The 20,861-nt window shown below is 66.5% G+C and carries 15 protein-coding genes; 10 read left to right on the top strand and 5 right to left on the bottom strand.

Annotation, left to right across the window (positions count from 1 at the left end; genetic code table 11):
• Nucleotides 1-420: 420 nt before the first annotated feature.
• On the bottom strand, nt 421-1,491 hold the full coding sequence (locus tag ACFYWY_RS11175) for a tyrosine-type recombinase/integrase (RefSeq protein WP_389183192.1): 1,071 nt from the start codon (nt 1,489-1,491) through the stop codon (nt 421-423).
• 311 nt (nt 1,492-1,802) lie between these two features.
• Here ACFYWY_RS11175 and hpt point away from each other — a divergent pair, with 311 nt between their 5' ends.
• From hpt to ACFYWY_RS11145, 6 genes are all read left to right on the top strand, one after another.
• Nucleotides 1,803-2,327 carry a hypoxanthine phosphoribosyltransferase gene (gene hpt / locus ACFYWY_RS11170; protein ID WP_389183768.1) on the top strand — a complete coding sequence of 175 codons (525 nt, stop codon included), beginning with the start codon at nt 1,803-1,805 and terminating at the stop codon, nt 2,325-2,327.
• A 57-nt stretch (nt 2,328-2,384) separates the two neighbouring features.
• Nucleotides 2,385-3,668: a hypothetical protein gene (locus ACFYWY_RS11165; RefSeq protein WP_389183189.1), complete on the top strand. Its 1,284-nt coding sequence runs from the start codon at nt 2,385-2,387 to the stop codon at nt 3,666-3,668.
• Nucleotides 3,665-4,156, top strand: a complete 492-nt coding sequence (locus ACFYWY_RS11160; RefSeq protein WP_389183186.1) for an NUDIX hydrolase — start codon at nt 3,665-3,667, stop codon at nt 4,154-4,156. Before ACFYWY_RS11165 ends, ACFYWY_RS11160 begins: the two co-directional genes overlap by 4 nt.
• A complete protein-coding gene (locus ACFYWY_RS11155; protein WP_389183183.1) occupies nt 4,153-4,830 on the top strand; it encodes an HAD family hydrolase in 678 nt (225 codons plus the stop codon). Before ACFYWY_RS11160 ends, ACFYWY_RS11155 begins: the two co-directional genes overlap by 4 nt.
• Complete coding sequence (locus ACFYWY_RS11150; protein WP_389183180.1) at nt 4,827-6,272, top strand: MFS transporter; 1,446 nt, start codon at nt 4,827-4,829, stop codon at nt 6,270-6,272. Before ACFYWY_RS11155 ends, ACFYWY_RS11150 begins: the two co-directional genes overlap by 4 nt.
• A 497-nt stretch (nt 6,273-6,769) precedes the next feature.
• Complete coding sequence (locus ACFYWY_RS11145) at nt 6,770-7,561, top strand: IS5 family transposase (RefSeq protein WP_389183177.1); 792 nt, start codon at nt 6,770-6,772, stop codon at nt 7,559-7,561.
• On the opposite strand, the gene ACFYWY_RS11140 is transcribed toward ACFYWY_RS11145, so the two are convergent.
• From ACFYWY_RS11140 to ACFYWY_RS11130, 3 genes are all read right to left on the bottom strand, one after another.
• Complete coding sequence (locus ACFYWY_RS11140; protein WP_389183174.1) at nt 7,518-8,054, bottom strand: hypothetical protein; 537 nt, start codon at nt 8,052-8,054, stop codon at nt 7,518-7,520. The two genes, ACFYWY_RS11145 and ACFYWY_RS11140, sit on opposite strands and share 44 nt — an antisense overlap.
• Nucleotides 8,055-8,204: 150 nt before the next feature.
• The gene (locus tag ACFYWY_RS11135; protein ID WP_389183172.1) at nt 8,205-8,585 is read right to left on the bottom strand and encodes a hypothetical protein; all 381 of its coding nucleotides are present in this window, start codon (nt 8,583-8,585) and stop codon (nt 8,205-8,207) included.
• Nucleotides 8,586-9,190: 605 nt separating this feature from the next.
• On the bottom strand, nt 9,191-10,465 hold the full coding sequence (locus ACFYWY_RS11130) for a hypothetical protein (RefSeq protein ID WP_389183169.1): 1,275 nt from the start codon (nt 10,463-10,465) through the stop codon (nt 9,191-9,193).
• Nucleotides 10,466-10,752: 287 nt separating this feature from the next.
• Here ACFYWY_RS11130 and ACFYWY_RS11125 point away from each other — a divergent pair, with 287 nt between their 5' ends.
• From ACFYWY_RS11125 to ACFYWY_RS11110, 4 genes are all read left to right on the top strand, one after another.
• Nucleotides 10,753-12,297 carry a CBS domain-containing protein gene (locus tag ACFYWY_RS11125; protein ID WP_389183166.1) on the top strand — a complete coding sequence of 515 codons (1,545 nt, stop codon included), beginning with the start codon at nt 10,753-10,755 and terminating at the stop codon, nt 12,295-12,297.
• Between the two features lie 83 nt (nt 12,298-12,380).
• Entirely contained in the window at nt 12,381-12,773 is a 393-nt protein-coding gene (locus ACFYWY_RS11120) for a hypothetical protein (protein WP_389183163.1), read from the top strand.
• Between the two features lie 156 nt (nt 12,774-12,929).
• Nucleotides 12,930-14,996, top strand: a complete 2,067-nt coding sequence (locus ACFYWY_RS11115) for a hypothetical protein (protein WP_389183160.1) — start codon at nt 12,930-12,932, stop codon at nt 14,994-14,996.
• 66 nt (nt 14,997-15,062) lie between these two features.
• Nucleotides 15,063-16,736, top strand: a complete 1,674-nt coding sequence (locus tag ACFYWY_RS11110; protein ID WP_389183157.1) for an Hsp70 family protein — start codon at nt 15,063-15,065, stop codon at nt 16,734-16,736.
• A gap of 55 nt (nt 16,737-16,791) precedes the next feature.
• Here the strand turns inward: ACFYWY_RS11110 and ACFYWY_RS11105 are convergent, their stop codons facing one another.
• The gene (locus ACFYWY_RS11105; RefSeq protein WP_389183154.1) at nt 16,792-20,307 is read right to left on the bottom strand and encodes a DEAD/DEAH box helicase; all 3,516 of its coding nucleotides are present in this window, start codon (nt 20,305-20,307) and stop codon (nt 16,792-16,794) included.
• Nucleotides 20,308-20,861 lie beyond the last annotated feature (554 nt).

Raw genomic sequence — 20,861 nt, 5'->3', positions numbered from 1 at the left:
GATCATGCAGACATCGAACGAGTCGGACAAGTCGGCAATCTCGAAACACCGCCCGAGAGCGGCGAGGTGGCGGCCGGCTTCATGGCCAACAGAGCTACCGGCCGCTGGCAGCGGGGAGCACCCGGGAACCTGCGGCGCCACGGCAACGAGCAGCAGCGCGGCCACAAGCCAACCAGCGCAGGTCTCGAAGCAGTACCGCAGTCTCCACCTCGCGGTGTCGGGCCACGGCGTTGACCCAGCAGGCCAGCGACTCGTCGAGCGGCTGCAAGACGTCATCGTTCACGTGAGGACTGGGGGCAGCCGCGCGTCGAGGGGCTGTCGAATCGCCGGTCGGCGGCATGCCACTGATGTGAGTGACGTCGGCAAGACCACTGTTTACGAACAACGCGCGCCGCATGCCACTCGGCGCCGGCCGTCTGGTCAGGGGCGCCTGCGGCGGGCGGCGGGGTCACGGGAGGCGACGTGTCGGGCGACAGCATCGACTCCGGGCCGCGCGTACCGCTCCAGGGAGCGGACGGAGGCGTGGCGGGAGCGGGCCAGCAGCATCGGCGTGCTGGTCCCGTCTTCGGCGTCGTGGGTGAGCGCACTGTGGCGGAGCCGGTGCAGGGTCCAGCCCTCCAGGTCGTCGAAGTCCTCCTCGGTGGCGAGGGGGTTGGCCAGCAGGCGGGTGCTCTCCTCGAAGATCTCCTCGGCTCGCCTGTAGGAGAGCCGGGCCCGCCCGGTCTCCGGGCAGATGTCCGCGGCCGGGGTGCGGGCGGGGGCCTTGCGGTCGGTGAGGAAGAGCGGGCCGCAGCGGCGGCCGGCGATGAGGCGGGGCACCAGCTGGGCGGTGCCGGACTGCCAGTGGATCCACTCGGTGGCGCCGCCCTTGGAGCCGACCAGGCCGCGTTTGTCGGCGGGCAGCAGGTCCTCCACGTTCAGGCACAGCACCTCGTCGGCCCGCGCGGCGGACTCGTAGAGCATCTTCCAGAAGGTCTTCTCCCGCACCGCGGCGTCCAGGTGCCAGAGGGCGGTGATCTGGTTCTCGGACAGGGCCTTGGTGCGGTCCGGCAGGGCCGGGCGCCGCTCGATGCCGAGGGTGGGGTCGGTGTCGATCCAGCCCACTGAGCGCCACCAGCCGATCGCCTTGCGGGCGATGGACAGTTCGCGGTTGACGGTGTCGGCGTCCATCTCGTCCGCGCGGGCAGCGGCGAGCTCGGCCAGCACCGGGGGCAGGCCCGGATCGTCGAGCGCCGCCAGGTCGAAGGCGGGCGGACGGGCGCCGCGGCGGGCCGGTCCGGTCGGCGCCGCGGTGCCGGCGAACATCCATCCCCAGGTGGTGAGCGAGATGCGGTAGATGCGGGCGGAGGACTTCGCGATGCCTGCGCCGGTGAGGTACCGCTCGACACTGGTGGTGTAGGTGCCCGGGGAGGGCGACAGGGGCACCACCCGGGCGCGCGGTAGCCGAAGTGCGCCGCCGGGTTCGGCTGCGGTTGCCTGTTCGAGTGCCACGGTGTTGCCCCTCCTGGCTCTGCCGCAGTAAATGCGTACACCTCGCCCCCGGCCGTGATCTTGGCGCGTGATCGAACATGCGAGGCCGTCGCCGGAGTGCCGGAGGGAGCGTATCGGCGCTTCCGCAGTAAATCCGGAGTTTACTGCGGCACTTCCACAACTCGTGTAAGTTGACGATCTGTTGTGCCCATTGCGCACTGGTGTACGACTGGACGCAATGGGCGCGTTGAGTCTGCCCGAGAACGTGGAAGCTCAGCAAGAACGACAGAGGGGGGTAGGGCGTGACTGCCCACGGGGAGCTTGCTCGCGTGATGTTAACGAGCCAGCAGATAGCGAATCGTGTCCGACAACTCGGCACCGAGATCACCCGGGACTACCAAGGCCGGGATCTTGTGATGATCGGCGTGCTCAAGGGGGCGGCTGCCTTCACGGTCGACCTGGCTCGGGCCATTGATCTGCCGGTCGTCATGGACTGGGTCGCAGTATCCACATACGGGCGGGGCAGCACAGCGGGAACGCCCCGGCTGCTCAAGGACATCGGCGAAGAACTGACCGGACGTGACGTCCTAATCGTCGAGGACATCCTGGACACCGGCACCACGCTGTCGTGGCTCATGGCACGGTTGCGGGAGCGGGCTCCCGCCTCGGTGAACTGTTGCGTGCTACTGCGCAAGCCGCATGCCGTCGCGAAGCCGGTGGAGCCCCGGTATGTCGGGTTCGACATCACCGAGCACTGGGTCGCGGGCTACGGCATCGACTACGCCGAGCGGCACCGCAACCTCGGCGACATCCACGAGGTGCGCCTTCCCTCAGCCGCGTTGTCGGCGTCTTCCTGAAGAACCTCCACATCAAAGGACTGCCCGACGCCCAACTGGGTCAGGCAGTGACCAGTCATGCCTGCTTGGAGAATCGTGGACACCTTCGATCTTGTCATTATCGGTACCGGTCCCGCGGGGCTCGCTGCCGCGCAGCATCTCGCCGGATCGCCCTACAACGTTGCGCTCGTCGATGGCGGAAAGCTTGTCGGCGAGCGGGACCGCCATGCCGCGGTCGATATGACGCGCGGACACGGCGGGGCCGGCTTGTTCTCGGACGGAAAGTTCTCGTTCTTCCCCTCGGCCAGCGAGCTGTGGACACTGCCCCGTTTCGCCGATCTGCGGGCCGCGTATGACTGGACCTGTGAACTGCTCGGCTCGTACGGCCTGGACACCCCTCCGTTCCCGTCCGATCCCACGGCCTTCACGGTGGGCAGTGGCGAATGGGTCCTCAAGGAATACCCCTCGGACTACCTCTCGTTGGAGGCACGCCTGCGGCTCACCGCCGATATGGTCGCCGCCACGGATGCCACCGTCCTCACCGAGACCGAGGTGGTGAAGGCCGAGTTCGAGCCCGCCACCGACGTGTTCAGGCTGACGCTCGGTGACTCCAAGGGGCAGGAGTCGCAGGTGTTGGCCCGGCGTCTGGTCCTGGCCAGTGGCAGGTTCGGTCCCCTCGGTCTGCGCGCTCTCACGGACGAGCGGTCGTTCCGCCGCCTGGAGGTCGGGTTCCGTATCGAGCAGCCGGCCGAACAGGCGTTCTTCAAGGACATGAAGCAGCTCGATCCGAAGCTGCGCTTGCGCGAGCAGGACGGCAGCGTGGAGTGGCGTACGTTCTGCGCCTGCCGTGATGGCGAGGCGGCACTGACCGAGACGCAAGGTCTGTGGACCGTATCCGGCCGCTCGGACTGCCCGCCAACCGGCCGGTCCAACGTGGGCTTCAACACCCGCATCCTGGACGAGGCAGTGGCGGCACGGGCCATGGCACCCGCGCTCGCCGCGATGGCTAAGGAGGAGTCCTACTTCAACCTGCCCCTGGACGCACTCATGGACAGTGAGCCGGAGACGGTTGCCACCTTCGACAGTGTCTACGGGGCGGAGCTGCGCGAGATCATGGTGCGTGGTCTGTCCCGGCTCGCGGCTGCGTACCCCGCCATCCGGGACAACGGCACACAGCTGATCGGCCCCACCCTGGAAGGCGTCGGCTGGTATCCGAAGGTGGACGGTGACCTCCGGCTCCTCGACACCCCCGCCTGGGTGGCCGGTGACGCGTGCGGGCTCTTCCGCGGCATAGTCGCGGCAATGATCAGCGGCCATTATGCGGCAGACTCCGCGCTGCTGGAACTGGAAGCGCTGCGATGACGGGCACGCCCATGAAGCGCCGTGAGCCGGTCGTTGGTGTCGGGGCCATCTTGGTGCGGTCCGACGGCGCCGTGCTGATCGGCCACCGGATCAAGCGAGGAGAGACCGCGTCCTGGTGCCTGCCCGGTGGGCACGTCGAGGCGGGCGAGGCTTTCGAGACCGCCGCCGTACGGGAGATCGCCGAGGAGAGCGGCATCCGGGAGGTCACAGGGGCGCGGGTGTTCGCCATCGCGCTCCACACCGATGCGGACCGGACTCAGGTGACCGCAGGCGTGGTGGCGCGGCTGGCGGACGTGGGTGCCGTGGCGGCCACCCCAGAGCCCGAGGTCTTCGACCGCTGGGTGTGGGCCCCGCCCGAGGAGCTTCCCGTTCCGCTGTTCCCCGCGAGCGCGGCTCTGCTCGCCGCCTGGCAGGCGAAGCCCATACCCGACGGATGGACGGTGTATGCAACGGCAGACGCCATGGCGCTTCTGGGGGAAGGACAGTGAGCCGCCTCCACGTCTTCGACATGGACGGCACCTTGCTGCCTGGTACCATGGCGAGTCTGGAAATCGCGCGCCATCTGGGCTGTCTGCCCGACCTGATCCGGCTGGAGGCAGACTTCGCACTCGGCGCAGTCGACACCCGTGGTTTCGCGGCGGAGATCTGCCGATTGTGGCAGGAGCTGACCCCCGAGCTCGCGGCGGACGTCTTCGCACAGGCGCCCTGGATCGGCGGATTGGCGGACGTACTTGCGGACATCCGCCGGCGCGGTGAGCAGTCGATCGTGGTGACCATGTCCCCGGACTTCTTCGCGGACCGGCTAAGGGCTTACGGCGTCGACGATGTGGTGGCCTCCGGCTTTCCTCCACTGCCGTTTCGCACCGCGCCCGATCCCGAGGGGATTCTCACGCCCGCGGACAAGGTCACGGCCGTGGACCGAGTCCGTACAGCGCTGGGACTCGGCCCGGACTCCTGCACCGCCTATGGAGACTCCGGTTCGGACATCCCCCTGTTCCGAGAGCTGAACCACACCGTGGCCGTGAACGCCGATGACGCCCTTCGCGAACTCGCCCGCTATCAGTACGACGGTGACGATCTGCGGGTGGCCTACCGGATCGCCCGGGCTCAGTCATCCGAGCGCGGCGGAGCACCCTCCCTCGACTCCAAGGAGCGTCAGTGACGACCAGTTCTCAGGAAGCCACGGACGGTTTCCGGTTCGACGGGCACGCATGGACCAAACTGCTGGTGCTGTGCACCGCCGTTCTCTTCGAGGGGATGAGCCTGTCGAGCATCAATGTGCAGCTGGCCGGTATCCAGCACGCACTCGACCTGCGGCCCGACCAACTCCAGTTGGTTGCGAGTTCGTTCCTTACCACGTACGCGGCACTGCTCCTGGTCGGAGGCAAGTGTGCGGACCAGTGGGGACACCGGCGGATGTTCCTGATAGGCGTGGGAATCTTCGGTGCCGGATCGCTCGGTGCGGCACTGTCGCAAGAGGCGGTCCTGCTCATCACGGCCCGGGCCTTCCAGGGAGTCGGCGCCGCGATCACCGCGCCCGCGGCTGTCGCCCTGATCGTCCGAGGGTTCCCGGAAGGAGCCGCGCGCAACCGAGCGCTCGGAGTCTTCAGCGCCATGGGCGCGGCGGGCTTCTCGCTCGGTGTCGTCATCGGCGGCCTCCTGACCCAAGGAGTCGGCTGGCGAGGGGCCTTCATCCTCTACGTCCCCTTGAGCCTGGTGGTCCTGATCATCGGCGTGCGCGTACTCGAACGCGAGGCCGACACAGGGACACCGCGGAGCCGGATCCCCTGGCTGCCTGCCCTGCTGATCACCGGCGGGCTCATCGCCGTCGTGTACGCCGTGGGGCGCGTCGGTACTGGCTCCCTCACTGAGATCGCGCTGATCGCAGCCGTGGGATCGGCAGGGATCCTCACGTTCCTCGTACTCCAGGCCAAGGCCGCTGTACCGCTGCTGCCGCTCTCTCTCGTCACCAACCGCCGTATGGCAGCGGCATGTCTCGCGCTCGGAGGTGCCTTCGCGGCAATCACAGGCGCCATGTTCCTGGTGGCAACCGATCTGCAGGAGCAGCAGGGATACTCTGCACTGACAGCCGGACTGGCCTTCCTGCCGCAGGGACTCGCCGTGGGCCTTCTCTCCACGTCGGCTGCCCGCATGGCCAACCGCAGGCCCGCGCCTCGGCTACTGCTTGCCGGACTCGCCGTTATCACCGCCGGACAGCTGCTTTACACCACCGTGGAGCAAGGCGGCTACACCACACACCTGCTGCCCGCGGCCCTACTGGTCGGCACGGGCATCGCCATCGCCTACCCGGCAGCGGTCATGCTCGCCAGCGCGGCCGCATCCCTCGATGAACAGGGCACCGCGTCGGGTTTCTTGGTCACCTGCCAACAGGCAGGCGGGGCCATCGGAGTCGCAGCAGTCACGGGCATCCAGAGCACCGCCCCCGGCACCTTCTGGACCGGCCCGTACAGCCTGTGGGGGTGCTTCGCTTTCGCCGCCACGTCGCTGCTCGGCTGCCTCCTGCTCCTGCTCTCGGGGAAGGACCGTAGGAACAGCGCGATGACCGGGACACAACACGCCGCGACACCTGCGGAAACCCACTGACCCTGGGATCTGCGCACCAACAGAGGTTCTTCTCATCATCCACCCTCGTCCCCGGCGCACAGGGCGGTCACGCGACCAGCCGCAGGTGTCCGACTGCCTGTCCGTCCGGGGGCTCCATGTCCAGGTGCCAGGTGCCGAAGCGCCGGATTTTGCTGGTGATGTACGGGGTGATGGTGGCCAGGTCGACCGGGTCGACCTCCCAGCCCTCATCGATGAGGCCGTTGACGACCTTCGTGTGTTGTCGTACCGATCTTGAGGGGTGCGCGTCGAACGGGAGTCTCGATCGGGCGGTTGCCGCTGGCTGCAGGCATGAAGGCAGGGCCTCTTGGTAGCTCGGGGTTGCGAAGCCAACCGAGATCCAGGAGACCCTGTTGCCGCAGTTTTACGTGCTCGCGCCGGTGGAGTTCAACTCGGCCGCACCGACGTGTGATTGTGTCGCTCACCGGTTCGGAAACGCGGCCGATCACCCGGAACGTGTTCGGCGGTATCCCTCGGACATGACGGACGCGGAGTGGGCCGTGGTCCGGCCGCTGCTGCCGGTGCCCGGCTGGCTGCGCGGCCGGGGCGGGCAGCCGGAGGCGTACTGCCACCGGGCGATACTGGACGCGGTCCGCTACCTCGTCGATAACGGCATCAAGTGGCGGGCCATGCCTGCCGACTTCCCACCGTGGGACCGGGTATACGCGTTCTTCCGCCGCTGGCGCGACCACGCCCTGGTCAAGGAGTTCCACGACCGGCTGCGCGCAAGGATCCGCGAGAGGGAGGGGCGGGACGCGGAGCCGACGGCCGGCGTGATCGACTCGCAGTCCGTCAAGGCGGACGCCGTCGTCGGCTCCGACAGCCGTGGCTTCGACGGCGGCAAGCTGATCAACGGGCGCAAGCGGCACGTCGTGGTCGACACCCTCGGTCTGCTGCTGGGGGTGATGGTCACCGCTGCGGACACCGGAGACCGCGCCGCCGCCCAGGTCCTGCTTGAGCAGGTGGCCGACACGCACCACCGCCTCGCCCTGGTCTGGGCCGACGGCGGCTACACCGGCAGCCTCGTTGAGTACTGCCTGGCCACGCTCGCCCTGGTCCTCGCGATCGTCAAGCGCAGCGACGACATGCGTGGCTTCGTGGTACTGCCCAAGCGGTGGATTGTCGAGCGCCTCTTCGCCCACCTGATGCGCACCCGCCGCCTGGTGCGCGACTTCGAGCGCCGCACCACCAGCGCCGAGGCGATGATCTACTGGTCGATGATCCTGCTCATGACCCGCCGCCTGGCCCGGCCACACCCTGCGCGAGCGTGAACCGGCCAGGCGCCGACTCGGCCAGCCAGCCTCGCGCGACCAGGCGTTTCGCCTTCGACCGCAGTGCCTCCACCCGCGCCGGCACCACCTCCATGTCGAACACGGCGGCCATCTCCTGGCAGGTCAGCGGCCCTTGATGGAGCCGGAGACGGTCCGCGAGCGCCTGCAGAATGCGCTGGTAGTCCACCGACAGCACCGACCGGGCCAGCCCCTCACGCCACACCGGCACCTGCGACTTCGGCTTCGCCGAATCCCGGGGCGCCGACGGCCCGCCCGCATCCCGCGGATCCGGGACATCCTCCGTGCCGGCGGTGCTGCCGCCGTCTGGAGCCAGCACCGCATCGACCCGCCTGCGAGCGATCACCCACTCCTGCCATTCCAGCTCGGCCACGGCCAACTCGGCCTGGATGCGGTCGGCCTCCTCACGCAGCCCGTCGACCCGACAGCGAGCTGCGAGCTCGTGCTGTTCCAGCAGTCCGACAACTGACGGCATCCGCGACCTCCCGGGGAGCGACGACACAACAGGTCACGACTCCCACAGAATCACCGCCCTTACTCCTGACCAGCGAAAACGCCGCCCTCAAGTCCGGAAAGACAACAACTTCTAAGCCCATGACGAGCAGTACCGGTCGCTGCCGAACCGCTACTGCCAGAGCACCACACTGAGAATGACTGAATCGGGGAGCACCTGATCCGGACCGGCCGACTCGATAGAGAAGGCCCCCACGCGGCCTTTGGTCGTGGTGAAGCAGTAGGTCCCGCCCGGACTGTTGTTGCTGCGGAACACATCAATCCAGGCAGCTCCTTGTGCCAGTCCGGGATGCAGTCGCTTTTCACAGTCCGCCAGGCCCAAGTCCGCCACATCTCCGGGTGCTTCGGCGGCGTGACCGCTGAGCACACGGATCATGGGCGTGGTCTGGTAGTCACCCCTCAGATCGTCATCGACACCAGAGAGCACGGGCGTCTTGGTGTCGAGCTCCGCCCCTTCGCCTGAGGCCACGTTCAGAGCAAGGGGCAGCGTCACCGGCCCGCGCCAACGCACCTTGGCTGGAGCTGGTGGCTTCGGCGGTGGCGGAGAGGGCGAGTCCGGCGGCGTTAGATTGGGCGAGTCCGGCGGCGTTGATGACGGCGACCAGACATCATCGCTCGTGATTGGCGTAACGGGGAGCGATCCGCCGCCCGTTGACCCTCCACTGTCACTGCTACCGGAGACGTTGATGATTGCCGCCACGATGACGGCCACTTCTCCGATCGCTGCCACCGTGATGCTGACCCGCGCCGCAGTCCCGGTCTGCCCGGCGGCGGGAGCGGGGCCTGGCGGCGGGGGCGTACCTGATTGAGATCCGCTACCCGTACCTGGCTGGCCACCTGGAGTTGCGCTGCTCATGGTTCTCACCCCCGTGCTCTACAGCTTTATCGCCAGGCGAGCGTAGCGTGATGATTACGTTGAGTGGCGCCGTTTGGCTGACATCTGTTGAGCCTGGCAACGGGGCCTGGACCAGCCGGGTGTTTGGCGGACCATCAAGGCTGATGAGCACGGTTAGCCCAGCGTTGTGCTCACCATGCTGGGCCAGTCCGCGGCTGGGGCAGGCCGCCGCTCTGACGGGCGACTGCCGACCATCCCGGCGACTAGAGCTTGTCGACGCACTCCCGGAGTAGGGCGTTCATGTGCGAGCCGAGGGGCACCAGGTCGTGCATCGAGATGGGGTCTTTGCTGGTGCGGATGTGCCGGTGCAGCACGTCGTCCGCCTGAGTCTTGAAGTCCAGAAGCCGAGTCATGTACTTCTTGTCCGTCCGAGTCCACTTGTAGCTGCTCACGGCCGCCTCGAACGAGGTGCACCCGAGAATCGGCGGCACATGGTCGATAATGGCGCGCACCAGCGCATGGCAGGCAAACGGCCGGTCCTCGGCATAGCAGTCGTTGAGCTCCCGCAGCAGCTGCAACAGCTTGTCCAGGCTCCACTTGGTCTGACCCTGCTTCTGATCCAGCTCAGTGATGAGGCCCTGGTTGACGTACAGCGGCGTCGTGATGACCGGCGTGACGGTCGGTGTGATGGTCGGTTGCTCGTCATCACGCGGAGGCAGGAGGTCCCGTCGCAATCGCCCGTATTCCTGAAAAGTAGCTGACCGCTCCTCCTCCACAATCTCGACTACCCGGCTGACGTACGCGGCAAGGTTGTCCACGTCCTTGAGCTTCATGAGCTCCTGGCCAAGCTCGAACCGCCAGCCGTCTTGGTGGGAGCCCGAGGGGTTGATGCCGCGCCACAGCAGTGGCTCATGCTGGAGGATGTCAGGCAGAGCCGCCCGGAACTCAGACGTGGTGGTGGGGAAGTTACGCTTGAAATCGTCGGGCGTCACAAAGGCCCGCTCAACCCGGTCCGGCGACGGCTTGACCTTCTGCTGGCAGCTAATCAAGTACTTCAGAACGCTGATGAACTTGTCCTCGAAGAGGGGCTCGAGCCGGGGCACGTGCAAACCAGCGGCGGCGGTAAGCGCAGGGCGGCTGTCATCGGCGAGCTGGTTGTGGTCGTACCACGCCAGACCGTACGAACGGCTCCCGATGTTGGTTGACCCCGCGACGGGCAGCGACTTGAGAACGGCCCGCGCATCGTGGCCACGGTCGTACATCACCGCCTCGACGTAGTGCCAGACGGGCCACTCGCCGCTGTCCATGTAGGGCTCGGACATGATGTCCAACAGCTTGAGTTGGGCGTCACTGAGCAGGGCTGTCAGCACTGGCATGGTTGGTCCGATCTTGGAATCATCCGCCTGGATGACCCCAGATGTTACGCCCGGTGATCGACCGTCAGCCACGAGTTTGACGCTGGCCAGGTGGGCGCGAATGACGGGCAGTACCGGCACCAGCTCGTCGTCGCGTCCCGTTGTAATGGCGAGGCCAGCCACGGGCGATCACAAGCGCGATAGCGGGCAATAACCCGCCCCGGTTCGGCGGCAACGCTTCGGCCCGCCTTGCCTAGACAATGGGGTAGCCACTGCGCCGCCAGTCGTGGTCTGCCCTGCACGCTGGATGGCAGCTTCGGCTCACGATGCGCGGCGGCCACGGACCGGTCCGCCGGCGGCAGCAAGGCTGTGGCTGAGGGCCCTCTGCTCGGATCCGCTCGCCGCACCACGAGAGACCCTTTCATTGGATACGATCCGGAAAGGCTGACGCATGGGGCTGGGGGCTGAAGATGCGCGCATGGGTCGTCAGGGCTGGCAGCGACGGCGAGCGTGAGGGGCCGGAGCTGAGTCAGGGCATCGTCGCCGCCGGATGGCCCGAACTCGGAGACATCACAGCAGCGGCCGGCCGCGAAGCCCTTCGCGCTGCGTTGGAGAAGACGTACGCGGGCTACAGCCCACGAGTAATCGGCAACTGGGCGGGGCAGCTGTGGCGCTTCCGTCATGACATGTCGGCGGGTGACCTGGTCGTCCTTCCGCGCCGCTCACGGCGTCTAGCGCTGGGGCGCATCGCGGGCATTTACGAGTTCGTCCCCAACGCCGACCCGGGCTTGCAGCACACTCGGTCTGTCAACTGGGTGCGGACGGACCTGGACCGCAACGCGGTGCAACAGGACCTGCTCGACAGTATGGGTTCGCTTCTCACGATCTTCGAGCTCCGCCGGTACGACGCCGCCAACCGCGTCGCCGCCCTGCTCGACAGCGGGGCGGACCCCGGCCCCGGCAACACCGCTCCAGACAGCCCCACATTCGCCTCCTCGGTCAAATTGCTGGAGGCAGCCGTCGATGCCCCGGCTGATGCGCCTTTGACGATCACTGTGCGGAACTTGCTGAGCGCGTGGGGCGCGACGCGCCGCGGATCCACCGTCATCGACCAGATTGAGGCGAAACTGGGCGAGAAAGGCCTCACGGCGGCTCCGCCGATCACCCAAGTCGGTTTCGACAGTCAGGTAGCGCTCCTTCGCGTGGGAGCAGAGCCAGGTCCCGGCCAGCCGTTGCTCACCGCCCGCGATGTGCCGGATGAGGCAGCCGAGCAGGCCCCGCTTACCTACCGCATCGCCCATGTCGCTTCGGCGGACTGCCAAGTGGTATCCGTGCGCCCCGAGGACACGCTGCGGCTGGCGATCACCAAGATGGTATTTCACGACTTCTCGCAACTACCAGTTTTGGATGGGGATGGTCGGCTGAGCGGTGCGATCACCTGGGAGTCGATAGGCAAGGCTCGTATGTCCGGGAACTCCCTGAGCCTGTCTGACGTCATCGTCCAGCCGCTGGACATTCACAGCCAGGCTGAGCTGCTCGACTGGATCCCTCAGATCCACAAACACGGATATGCCTTCATACGCGATGACCAGCACAAGATCACAGGCATCGTCACAACGGCGGATCTCACCAACCAGTTCGGCGCCCGCGTCGAGCCCTTCGTTCTGCTGGAAGAGCTGGAGCAGCGGCTGCGGCGCCTACTCAATCAGGCGCTGGAGCGAGGAACCCTCACTCTCGACGCCATCCGATCCAGGCTGCTGCCACACCGGCAGAAGAAGGTGCATGCGGCCGACGATCTGACTCTCGGTGAGTACTCACACGTCCTTGAGCCCGAGGCTCATTGGGGCGCCCTGAAATGGGATGCTTACCAAGGGCTCGTTCTGCCTTCGTTGCGAACGTGCTCTGCATTCCGCAACAAGCTCATGCACTTCAGCCCCGACCCAATCCCCGACGAGGAACTCACGCCCGTCCGGGGGTTGCTCGCGGTACTCAGGTCGCTGGATCCGATCGCCTGACAGCTGTGTGGACGACGACGCCTATCGGCGACGACGCCAGTCGCCCCCCTCCAAAGATCCGGCATGACTGAGAGAGAGCCAAGATGTCAACGGAAGCGGAGCGCAGGTTTCACACAGACATGGTTGCCGGCGTCGACCGCCTCAAGCGCGAGATCGGCTACAACGCGACGAGGTTCGCGCAGATGCTGGGCGGACTCGGTGGCGTGGCGGCCGCTCGACAGCTCCTTCGCGGACACGACGCGTCGGACGGTTTCACGACGCTTTGGGAGCACGACCGACTGGACGTCAGCGTGGAGGCGTACGTGCTACTCCCCTGGTACCGAGGTCTGTTCGATGAACATCATCTGGAGACGGCCATGTGGCGGCTAACCGAGCACCGCTTCGACGTCGATCGCTTCCTCGACGAGGCAAGAGAGAATCCACCTGGATGGACACAAGCCAACACCGACGCAGACTGTGGCGACGCCGCCGACTGACCACACATGGCTGCACTCTCGGCTCCTGCATCGCAGATGTGCATGCCCTGGTCCGCAGCCGCACTCCACGGACCCCACCATCAAACTGACGAAGGCTCATAGACGATCGAGGCAGGGACCCTGAGTCCTGGCTCGACACCGATAGGATTTTCTGCTGTGGAGATCGGATCCCTGGTAGAGCAACGCGACCCCAGCACCGCCGTAGGCCGTATCGGAACTGTTCGCGCGCTGGACGAAAGGGGAGTCGTCGTCGAGTGGACTGGAGGCGACACCGAACGGCTGACCGTGCCGGAGTCTGTAGTCACTCTCGTGCCGGGTTCGGTCCGGTACCGAGCAGCCGCCAACCTTACAGCGCTCCAAAGTGAGTTCGACAACAATCCCGTTGAAGTGCTCGCGCAGCTGCTCCATGAATTGCGGGAGCCAACTACCATAAGCGGACTTCGGAAACTGGCGGAGGCTCTGGGCCTCGGGGCACACGTGCCGACCGAGCGGTGGAGCGAAATGCGCCAACTACTCCTGGCCCATCCCCGCGTTGTGGGGCCGAAGAGAGGCCCTCTCAGGTGGGACCACGGGGACGACATAGCACGTCGCAAGTCCGGCCTCCGACTGTCTGCGTCGGAGGCGCTTCGGCAGCTGGCAGGCCCTCCGCGAACCGTCACAGCCGCAGCCAAGAAGAGGCTGCTTCCCATCGTGTCCGCCAGGCTGGACGAGCTCTCACCATACGAGCTGCTGGCGGCCCACGCACTCGACGTACCCGTCGCCGAGTGGCCGCAGGAGTGGGCGGAGCCCCACCCCGAGCGCGTTCCCGAAGAGGTCCGCGCTGTTGCAGTCAGACACATCACCGAAGTGTCACGGGCACGGCGCCGCATCATCCTCCCAGGGACTGAGCCTGAGCCCAGCGGGCCCGTGAGCCGGGAAGCCGGGCCCCCTTCTTCCCTCCCTTTGTTGCCGTTGCTCGTGCCGCTCGTGGCGATGCCTGCTCCGAGTCGCGCCGCGGACACGGCAGCGAAGGCCCTCAGCGGCAAGAACGCCTGGGCCTGCGGACATTCGCTCATGGAGTGCTTCGAACAGGCAGTGTCTCCGAGCTCCGGCTCGGGGGATGCTCCGATCTCGGTGGAGCAGTTGCGCCCACTCCTGGACAGGGCTCCGAACCTTCTGCGTAGCGCCCTGCTCAGGCGGCCCAGCGAAGACGACGGCCTGTGGCTGGAATTCGCCGAGGAAATGGCAACTCGGGCCTGCAAACTGCTGGCTTACGCCGAGCTGCGGAAGCTGTCGCACGGACCAGTGCATGAATGGGGCGAGCTCGTCGCCGGATATCCGGCCATTCCCATCGAGATCCGAGCCGAAGCAGCCAGAGCAGCCGAAAGCATCAAGGCGGGCGAACCTGGCGAGGCCACGGCCGCATCCGATGTGCCTTCGGGGGCTGTCAGAGAGACCGTCCGCGCGGGCCGGGAGCAGGCCGACGACGTCTTTGCCTCTCCGGTTGCCGCAATCACGACCGAACCCGCTGTGGAGGACGTACCGGACAGGCTGTCAGAGGCGAAGCAGCCCGCGCAGGACCTGCTCGCCGAGATCGCCACCCTGACCAAGTTGCTCGAAACGGAGCGAACCAGCGCCGAGGCTGCTCGGGCCCAGCACAAGCGGGACCAGCGTTCCGCCTCGGCTGCAATCGCCGACGCGGAAGCGGAGACAAATCGGTTGCGGCTCAAGTTGGCTGATCGCGACAAGCAACTAGCTGCATCCGAGGGGCACATCCAGGCCACAGAGGCCAAATGGGAGACGACCCAGCGAGATCTCGCAGCGGCAACTCAGCGCGTCGAGGCACTGACGCTCCAGGGCCAGCGACGGGACAACGAACTCCGCCAAGCCCGGAAGGCTGTGCGCGGAGCGTCGCAGGCACAGTTGCGGCAAGCCAGGATCGACACCTTAAGGGTGCTGGCCGCGGTACTCGGAGAAGTCGCTGACCAGGCAGTGCACGAGGATGACGAATCAGGAGCAGCAAGCGCTCTGTACCGAAGGGTTCTGGCGCGCGCGGCAGCGGTCGGCGTGTTGGACATCGGGTCACCCAGGGAAGAGGTGGATTACGACCCGGTGAGGCACCGGGCGCCGGGTGGGCCGTCCGCGAGGGTGGTGGTGGAGCGTCCTGGCTTCGTCTGGCAGGGGGGCGACGACTCCGATCATGTCGTGCTCGAACCTGTTGTCGTTCGCCAGGCCGAGCAGTAGGCAGGGTCGTCATTCCGCTGCGCGGATCCTCACGTCCCGGGCAGCTCGCGTCCTTGGAGGACATCGTTGCAGAACGACAAGCCCCTGATCGGTATCGACTTCGGTACCGCGACCACCTTGGTGAGCCAGCGGCTCCCTGGTGGCCTACCGGAGAACGTGCCGATCGGTCGCGGTACGGCCTGGATGCCGAGCGTGATAGCCGTTTCCGCCTCCGGCGACCTCCTCTTCGGCGAAGGAGCAGAGGCGGCGGCGGGACCGTCGGCGCTGCGATCGGTGAAACAGTGCATCACCTTCAACACGTCACCCGATGCGCTGCCGGTCGAGGGCACGGCCCGTAGCATGCGGTTCACGGCGGACTTCTTGATCGGGCAGATGCTGAAGCACGTGGCGCTGCGAGCCAAGGCCAATGGAGCCGAGACGGACGACGCCGTGTTCCGCCTCGCCTGCCCCGCCATCTGGGACGGCCCGCGGCGCAGACGACTTTCCGGGCTGGCCAAGGCTGCCGGCATTCCGGTTTCCGTCGCCGACATCGTCGACGAGCCGATCGCCGCCGGCCTTGCCTGGTCCGAGGGTCTCTTCTGGGACCTTGGCGAAGACCGGCCCGATGGAACCACGCTGGTCTTCGACTTCGGCGGCGGCACCCTTGACATCGCGGTGGTCGAGGTCACCGAGTCGCTCCAGGACGGCGCCCCGGAGCTCACCGTGCTGTCAGCACGGGGTGTTGCCAAGGCTGGCGACACGCTGGACCGGCGGATCGCACAGGACCTCGAAAGGGATCTGGAAGCTCTCGGTGTGGAGGTCGACCGGATGCCCGATCCATCCACTATCAGGTCACTGCTCGTGGCGGCCGCCCGACGGCTCAAGGTCCTGCTTTCCGACACCCGCTACGAAGAACAGGCAGTTCCGCTTGGCGGTGGTTTCACAGATCTACCGTTGCTCACTTACACCCGACGGCGGTTAGAGGACGCGTTCCGGCCCCAGTTGAACGAGGCGCTGGAACACGTCAGAGCCGCCTTTTGCGAAGCCCGAATGCGCAGACGCACAACGCCCGACATCGAGAGACTGGCGCGCATGAGGCTTCGGGATCTGGCGTCGGACGTGCGGCACGTGCTGCTAGCTGGCGGCATGTCCCAGGTGCCGTTGGTACGGCAGGCCTTCGAAGAGGTGTTCCCTCATGCTCAAGTGGGATTCGACAGATCGCTTGAGACACCAGAACAGTCGGTCGTGACCGGGCTGGTGGTCCAGAACTACCACCGGCTCAACCTACCGAGGCCCGGCTTCGACCTGCTGCTGCAGTGGGAGGACTCCGACGTGACCCAGCGTTGCGAACTGCTCTATCCCGCTTTCGAGCCCCTCTATTCCTGGGACCAGGTGATGCGCCGGGAGCGGAATCTGGCCCACCGTTGGAGCGGGATACCAGAGGTCAGGCGGGTCACGAAAGCACGGCTTCGGGCCGTGTCGGTGGACGGGGACCCAATGGACTTCTCCGTGGACGGCACTGTTCAGCCGTATCTGCCCATCGAACTCCACCCGCGCACGCTCTTCTCCTTCGAGCTGCGGATCTCTGGTGAAATGGTCGTCAGGGACGCCACTCTCCGGCCTTTGAAGTTCAGGGTGGAGAGGTGGCCCGTGCTGCGGGCCGGAGAGCACGGCGCGATCAGCCTGACCCGGCTGCGGACCGGTGACAAAGTTCCGCAACCGAGATCCTTCACCGACCTCCATTCCCACCCCTGGGAGTGAGACGGGCGGTGTCCACCGGCAACCGTGCTGGCCTGGCCACCGGACTGGGGTCCGGTCAGTCGCCCTCGACCAGGACCAGCGCGACCGTTTCCGTGGAGAGGCTGAAGCGGGAGTCACGATCCATCTGAGCGAGGAGTGCGTCTCGCCGGGTTTCCAAGTGATTGACCCGGCTTTCGTGAAGTCTGCTGATCGAAGTGTGATCCACCTCGAGGGCGAGACGGCGCGCCTGCTCGATCTTCAACCGGAACGTGCCGCGCACGGTGGCACGCCGCCCCTCGGCAAGTCGGGCGTTCTCTGCCTCGTAGGACCGCTTGGTCGTGCGCTCCTGCACGGCCGCCAAGTCCTGCACCTCTTCCAACGCCTCGGCGAGCAACGAGGTGACTTCTACGGGCAGTGGTCCCTGCGGGTCAGTGAAGTCGCCATGGGCAAGGGAGGTGAGCAGGGCGGTTCCGACCTCGGGGACCTCCCGCAGGGTCTCGGTGTCGACCGCGGTGGTCCACAGCTCGCGGCGCGAACGAGTGCCGTCTGTACGGGCCAGGCGGACCTCCACCAGATAGCGGGAGCTCGGCGGCAGGCCGGGCAGCCGTACGCGGCCGTACCGGCGGAGCAGCTCGCCATGCTCTTCGAACCACCACTGGGCGGTGCGTACCAGCGGATGGCGGACGCTGAGCAGCGGAAGTGCAGTTTCTGAGGAGGTGCTTGCGGTGAAGCATGCACGCATCGGTCCGCCGCCCCTGAGCCTGGCCAACAAGTCGTCACGGGGTTGGGAGAAGGCACCGGCATCCATCGCCCCGTACATCACTTGGAGCAGTTCCTTGCTGCCGGTGATGTCCACCAGGTCATCGTTGCCAGGGACCCGATGCAGGCTGCCGTGTCCGCTTTCCTCGAGGAAGCGCTCGACGAGCCCGCGGATCTCCTTCGGGCCCAGGTAACGGCCCCTGCCCGGACTGGACTCGTCGAAGCCCTCGATGAGCAGGCCGTCCAGACCGGTGAGAAGCTCCTGGGCCGCGTTCAGGGTCTGCAGGTCCTTATCGCGGTCCGCTCGGGCGACTTCTATACGGTCGACCTGGCGGCGCCGCTCATCCGGAGAGAGACGGGGGTCCAGAACGATGCGGTGGAGTTCCTTAAGGCGCCCGCGAAGGATCGGTTCGAGTTCTCCGATGGAGTCACGGAAGACCCCAATGCGGGTGTAGAGACGCTGGAAGATGTCGGTCTCGATGGTGCCGGGAACCTGCATGTTGAAGATGAAGATCTTCTCGTGCTGCTGGCCGAACCGATCGAGCCGTCCGATGCGCTGCTCGACCCGCATGGGGTTCCAGGGCAGGTCGTAGTTGACCAGGACGTTGCAGAACTCGAAGTCCAGGCCTTCGCTGCCTACTTCGCTCACCAGCAGCAAGTCGAATGCGCCTCTGCGAAAGCCCTGCATGATACGCACGCGCTCAGGCGGAGGCACCTTGCCGTGCATCACCCGGACCTTGAACTCCGGTGTCAGCCGGTCCTCCAGGTACTCCAAGGTACGGGTGAAGAAGGAGAAGACCATCGCCTGACGCAGGCCCTTGGCGCGGGCACCGCGCAGCATTTCGGCGAAGCGCTCGAATTTGGTGTCCATGGGGAGCGGCCGGAGTAACGAGGGCAGAGCTGACAGGTCGCCTGCCTGGTCCGCCAACTCGCGGGCGAGCTTCTCCGACGCTGCTCCCGGTCCGAGGTTGCCGTCGGTCGGTGTGTCCTCGGTGTCGTCGTCAACGACCTCCGCTTCGTAGAGCAGCTCCGCTGCGGCGGTGCCATCGACCGACAGAGCCGAGAAGCGTTCCCGCAGCCGCTGCTGCATGGCGGGGATGCAACTGGCTGACTGCCGCAGCCACATCTGCGCGGCGAACCCAGCGGCGGTGCCGCTGCGGGCCGCCCGATCGAGGCACCAGGCGTGCAGGTCGTCGTAGAAGGTGCGTTCCTGGGCCGTCCAGCGGACTGCGATGTCCTCGGCCTGGCGCACAGCCTTGCGGTCCGGTGTATCGACCTTGCGGGTGCGGTTGACAACTCCGGCGAGGGCGTTGAGTTCGGCTATGCACCTCCGGGCCTCGGCCAGCCCTTGAGGAGGCAGCGGCGCGTCCGTGTCCAGGATATCCATGAGGCGGCCGAACTCCGGCCGGGCGGCCGTGAGCCGACCGAAGGCGGAACCTCGGACCCGTTCGAGGACCGAGCACAGGGTACTGGTGCCGCCCGGAGTACCCGCGACGCCCTCGGCGAGGCTTACGGCCACCGCGTTGAGGTGACGATTGGGTTCGAGTTGGCCCTCGAAGACCTTTGGATCGGGGAATGAAGTCTCGTCGAGGAGATGTACGAGGTTGTAAAGGTCCTGATTACCGAGGTTGAGCGGGGTCGCGGAGAGGAAGATCAGAGCGTCGGCCCAGTCGGCCAGTAGAGTCGCTGCGGCGTGGCTCCGGCTGCTCGCGTTGCGCAGGTAGTGCGCCTCGTCCACAATCACGAGATCGAACCGGGGCTGGAGCTCCGCGAGGTCTGCGAGCTGAGCGGCGCGACGGAGTCGCTCCAGGGAAACCACTCCGGCGAACGGCTCGTCGCTGTTTCCGCTACGGAACAGCTCTACCAGCTCCGCCATGCCCTCTTTGTCAAGCACACGCAGGCGCCGGTCGAAGCGTTCTCGCATCTCGTCCTGCCACTTGGTGACGAGTGCTGCGGGGCAGACGACCAGTCCCCGGAAGTGGGTGCCGCCACGCCGTTCAGGTGTGCGCCGCAGGTGGGTGCGCTGCTCCAGCTCGTTCCAGATCAAGCCGGCTTCGATGGTCTTGCCGAGACCGACTTCGTCCGCGATCAGCAGCCGCTGGCGGTCCGAACTCATCAGCTTGAGCACAGGCCGGAACTGGTACGGCCGAAATACCGTCCGGCTCGACTGGAACGAATAGACGATGTCGGTGAGCGGCGTGCTCAGTTTGGCGAGCGTAAGCGCGAGCGCCGTCCAGTCGGCAGAGGCGGGTGCGCGCAGGATCCAGTCCTCGGGGTCCTCGGCACTGGGCGGAATCGCCTCGAGGTCCTCTTCGAAGGCCCTGATGCGGCGCCCGGCCGCGTCCTGAAGCACGTACTGGACTCCCCCGTCCCGCGCCAGCCTGATCTTCACCACGGTGTGGGTGTCACCGCGGCTCGGCAGACGGACGAGGTCGCCGGGGGCGAAGGCGGGCGTGGTCTCGTCGGGGTCGGCGGCGCACCACTCCTGGTAGAGAAGGAAGGCCCGGTGAAGCAGGTGACCGTCATCGATGTCACGAAGCCGCTTGAGTTGGGGGGCGGCGGGAGCCTCACCACCACTCAACGCAAGCCCCGCGGAGACCCGGCCGTTTGCACGCGATTCAAAGATGTAAAGGCCGTTGGGAAGGCCGTGCTGGATCATGCTCGCCGCAGACGGCGGCGCCGGACGCATCCGCTCAGCAGGCACCGGGATCCGGTCCGCGGTTTCGGGAAGGTCGTAGAAGAACTGGTGAGCCGCACAGAGCGACTCCGGGGCTGTGATCAAGCCTTCCCAGGGGATGTACTGCAGCCTGAGCATGTCGTCGTCGAACGGCACGCCGGCCGATGCCCGAATGCCTTGCCCCTTCGATGCTGACGCCCCGCTCATTCCCATCCCCCCACTTCGACGCCGACCTCTCCTTGGGCTCGATCGGGCTGAGTCGACCGCTTCGCAACGCTCCCGGCTTGTGCTGATCGAGCACATCCCCAGCCGTTCTGACACGACGAAGGAAGAACCTTGCCTTCCTTCCAGAGGCCGACGGTAATGCGATCCCCGCCAGCCTGAAGACCGACACATCGCAAGATCGCAGAAGCTTGCCTCCACGCCTGGGGTTCGCTGTATGTCCGCATCCCCACCACCGCTCCGTTTCGACGCAAACCGCCGCGTTTCCCAACGGCCCAGCATGCACACTGACTTTCTCACAAGTAGAGGCCTATACACCGAGATCCCAGCTAGCAGTGACTGGCTAACCCGGATGTCGGGAACAGTTCGCGGGTAGGTCTGAGCTGCGCAGACGACGACGTCGCGCTCAGGCGCCGGACATTGTCGTCCCTCGGTACGGGAACACCCGAGTGGACCACGCGATCGCTCACGCATTCCTGCCCTTCAAG

This window comes from Streptomyces sp. NPDC002870 (assembly GCF_042888505.1).
In the GTDB taxonomy this organism is placed as follows: domain Bacteria; phylum Actinomycetota; class Actinomycetes; order Streptomycetales; family Streptomycetaceae; genus Streptomyces.
This window is presented reverse-complemented; position numbering and strand designations above follow the sequence as displayed.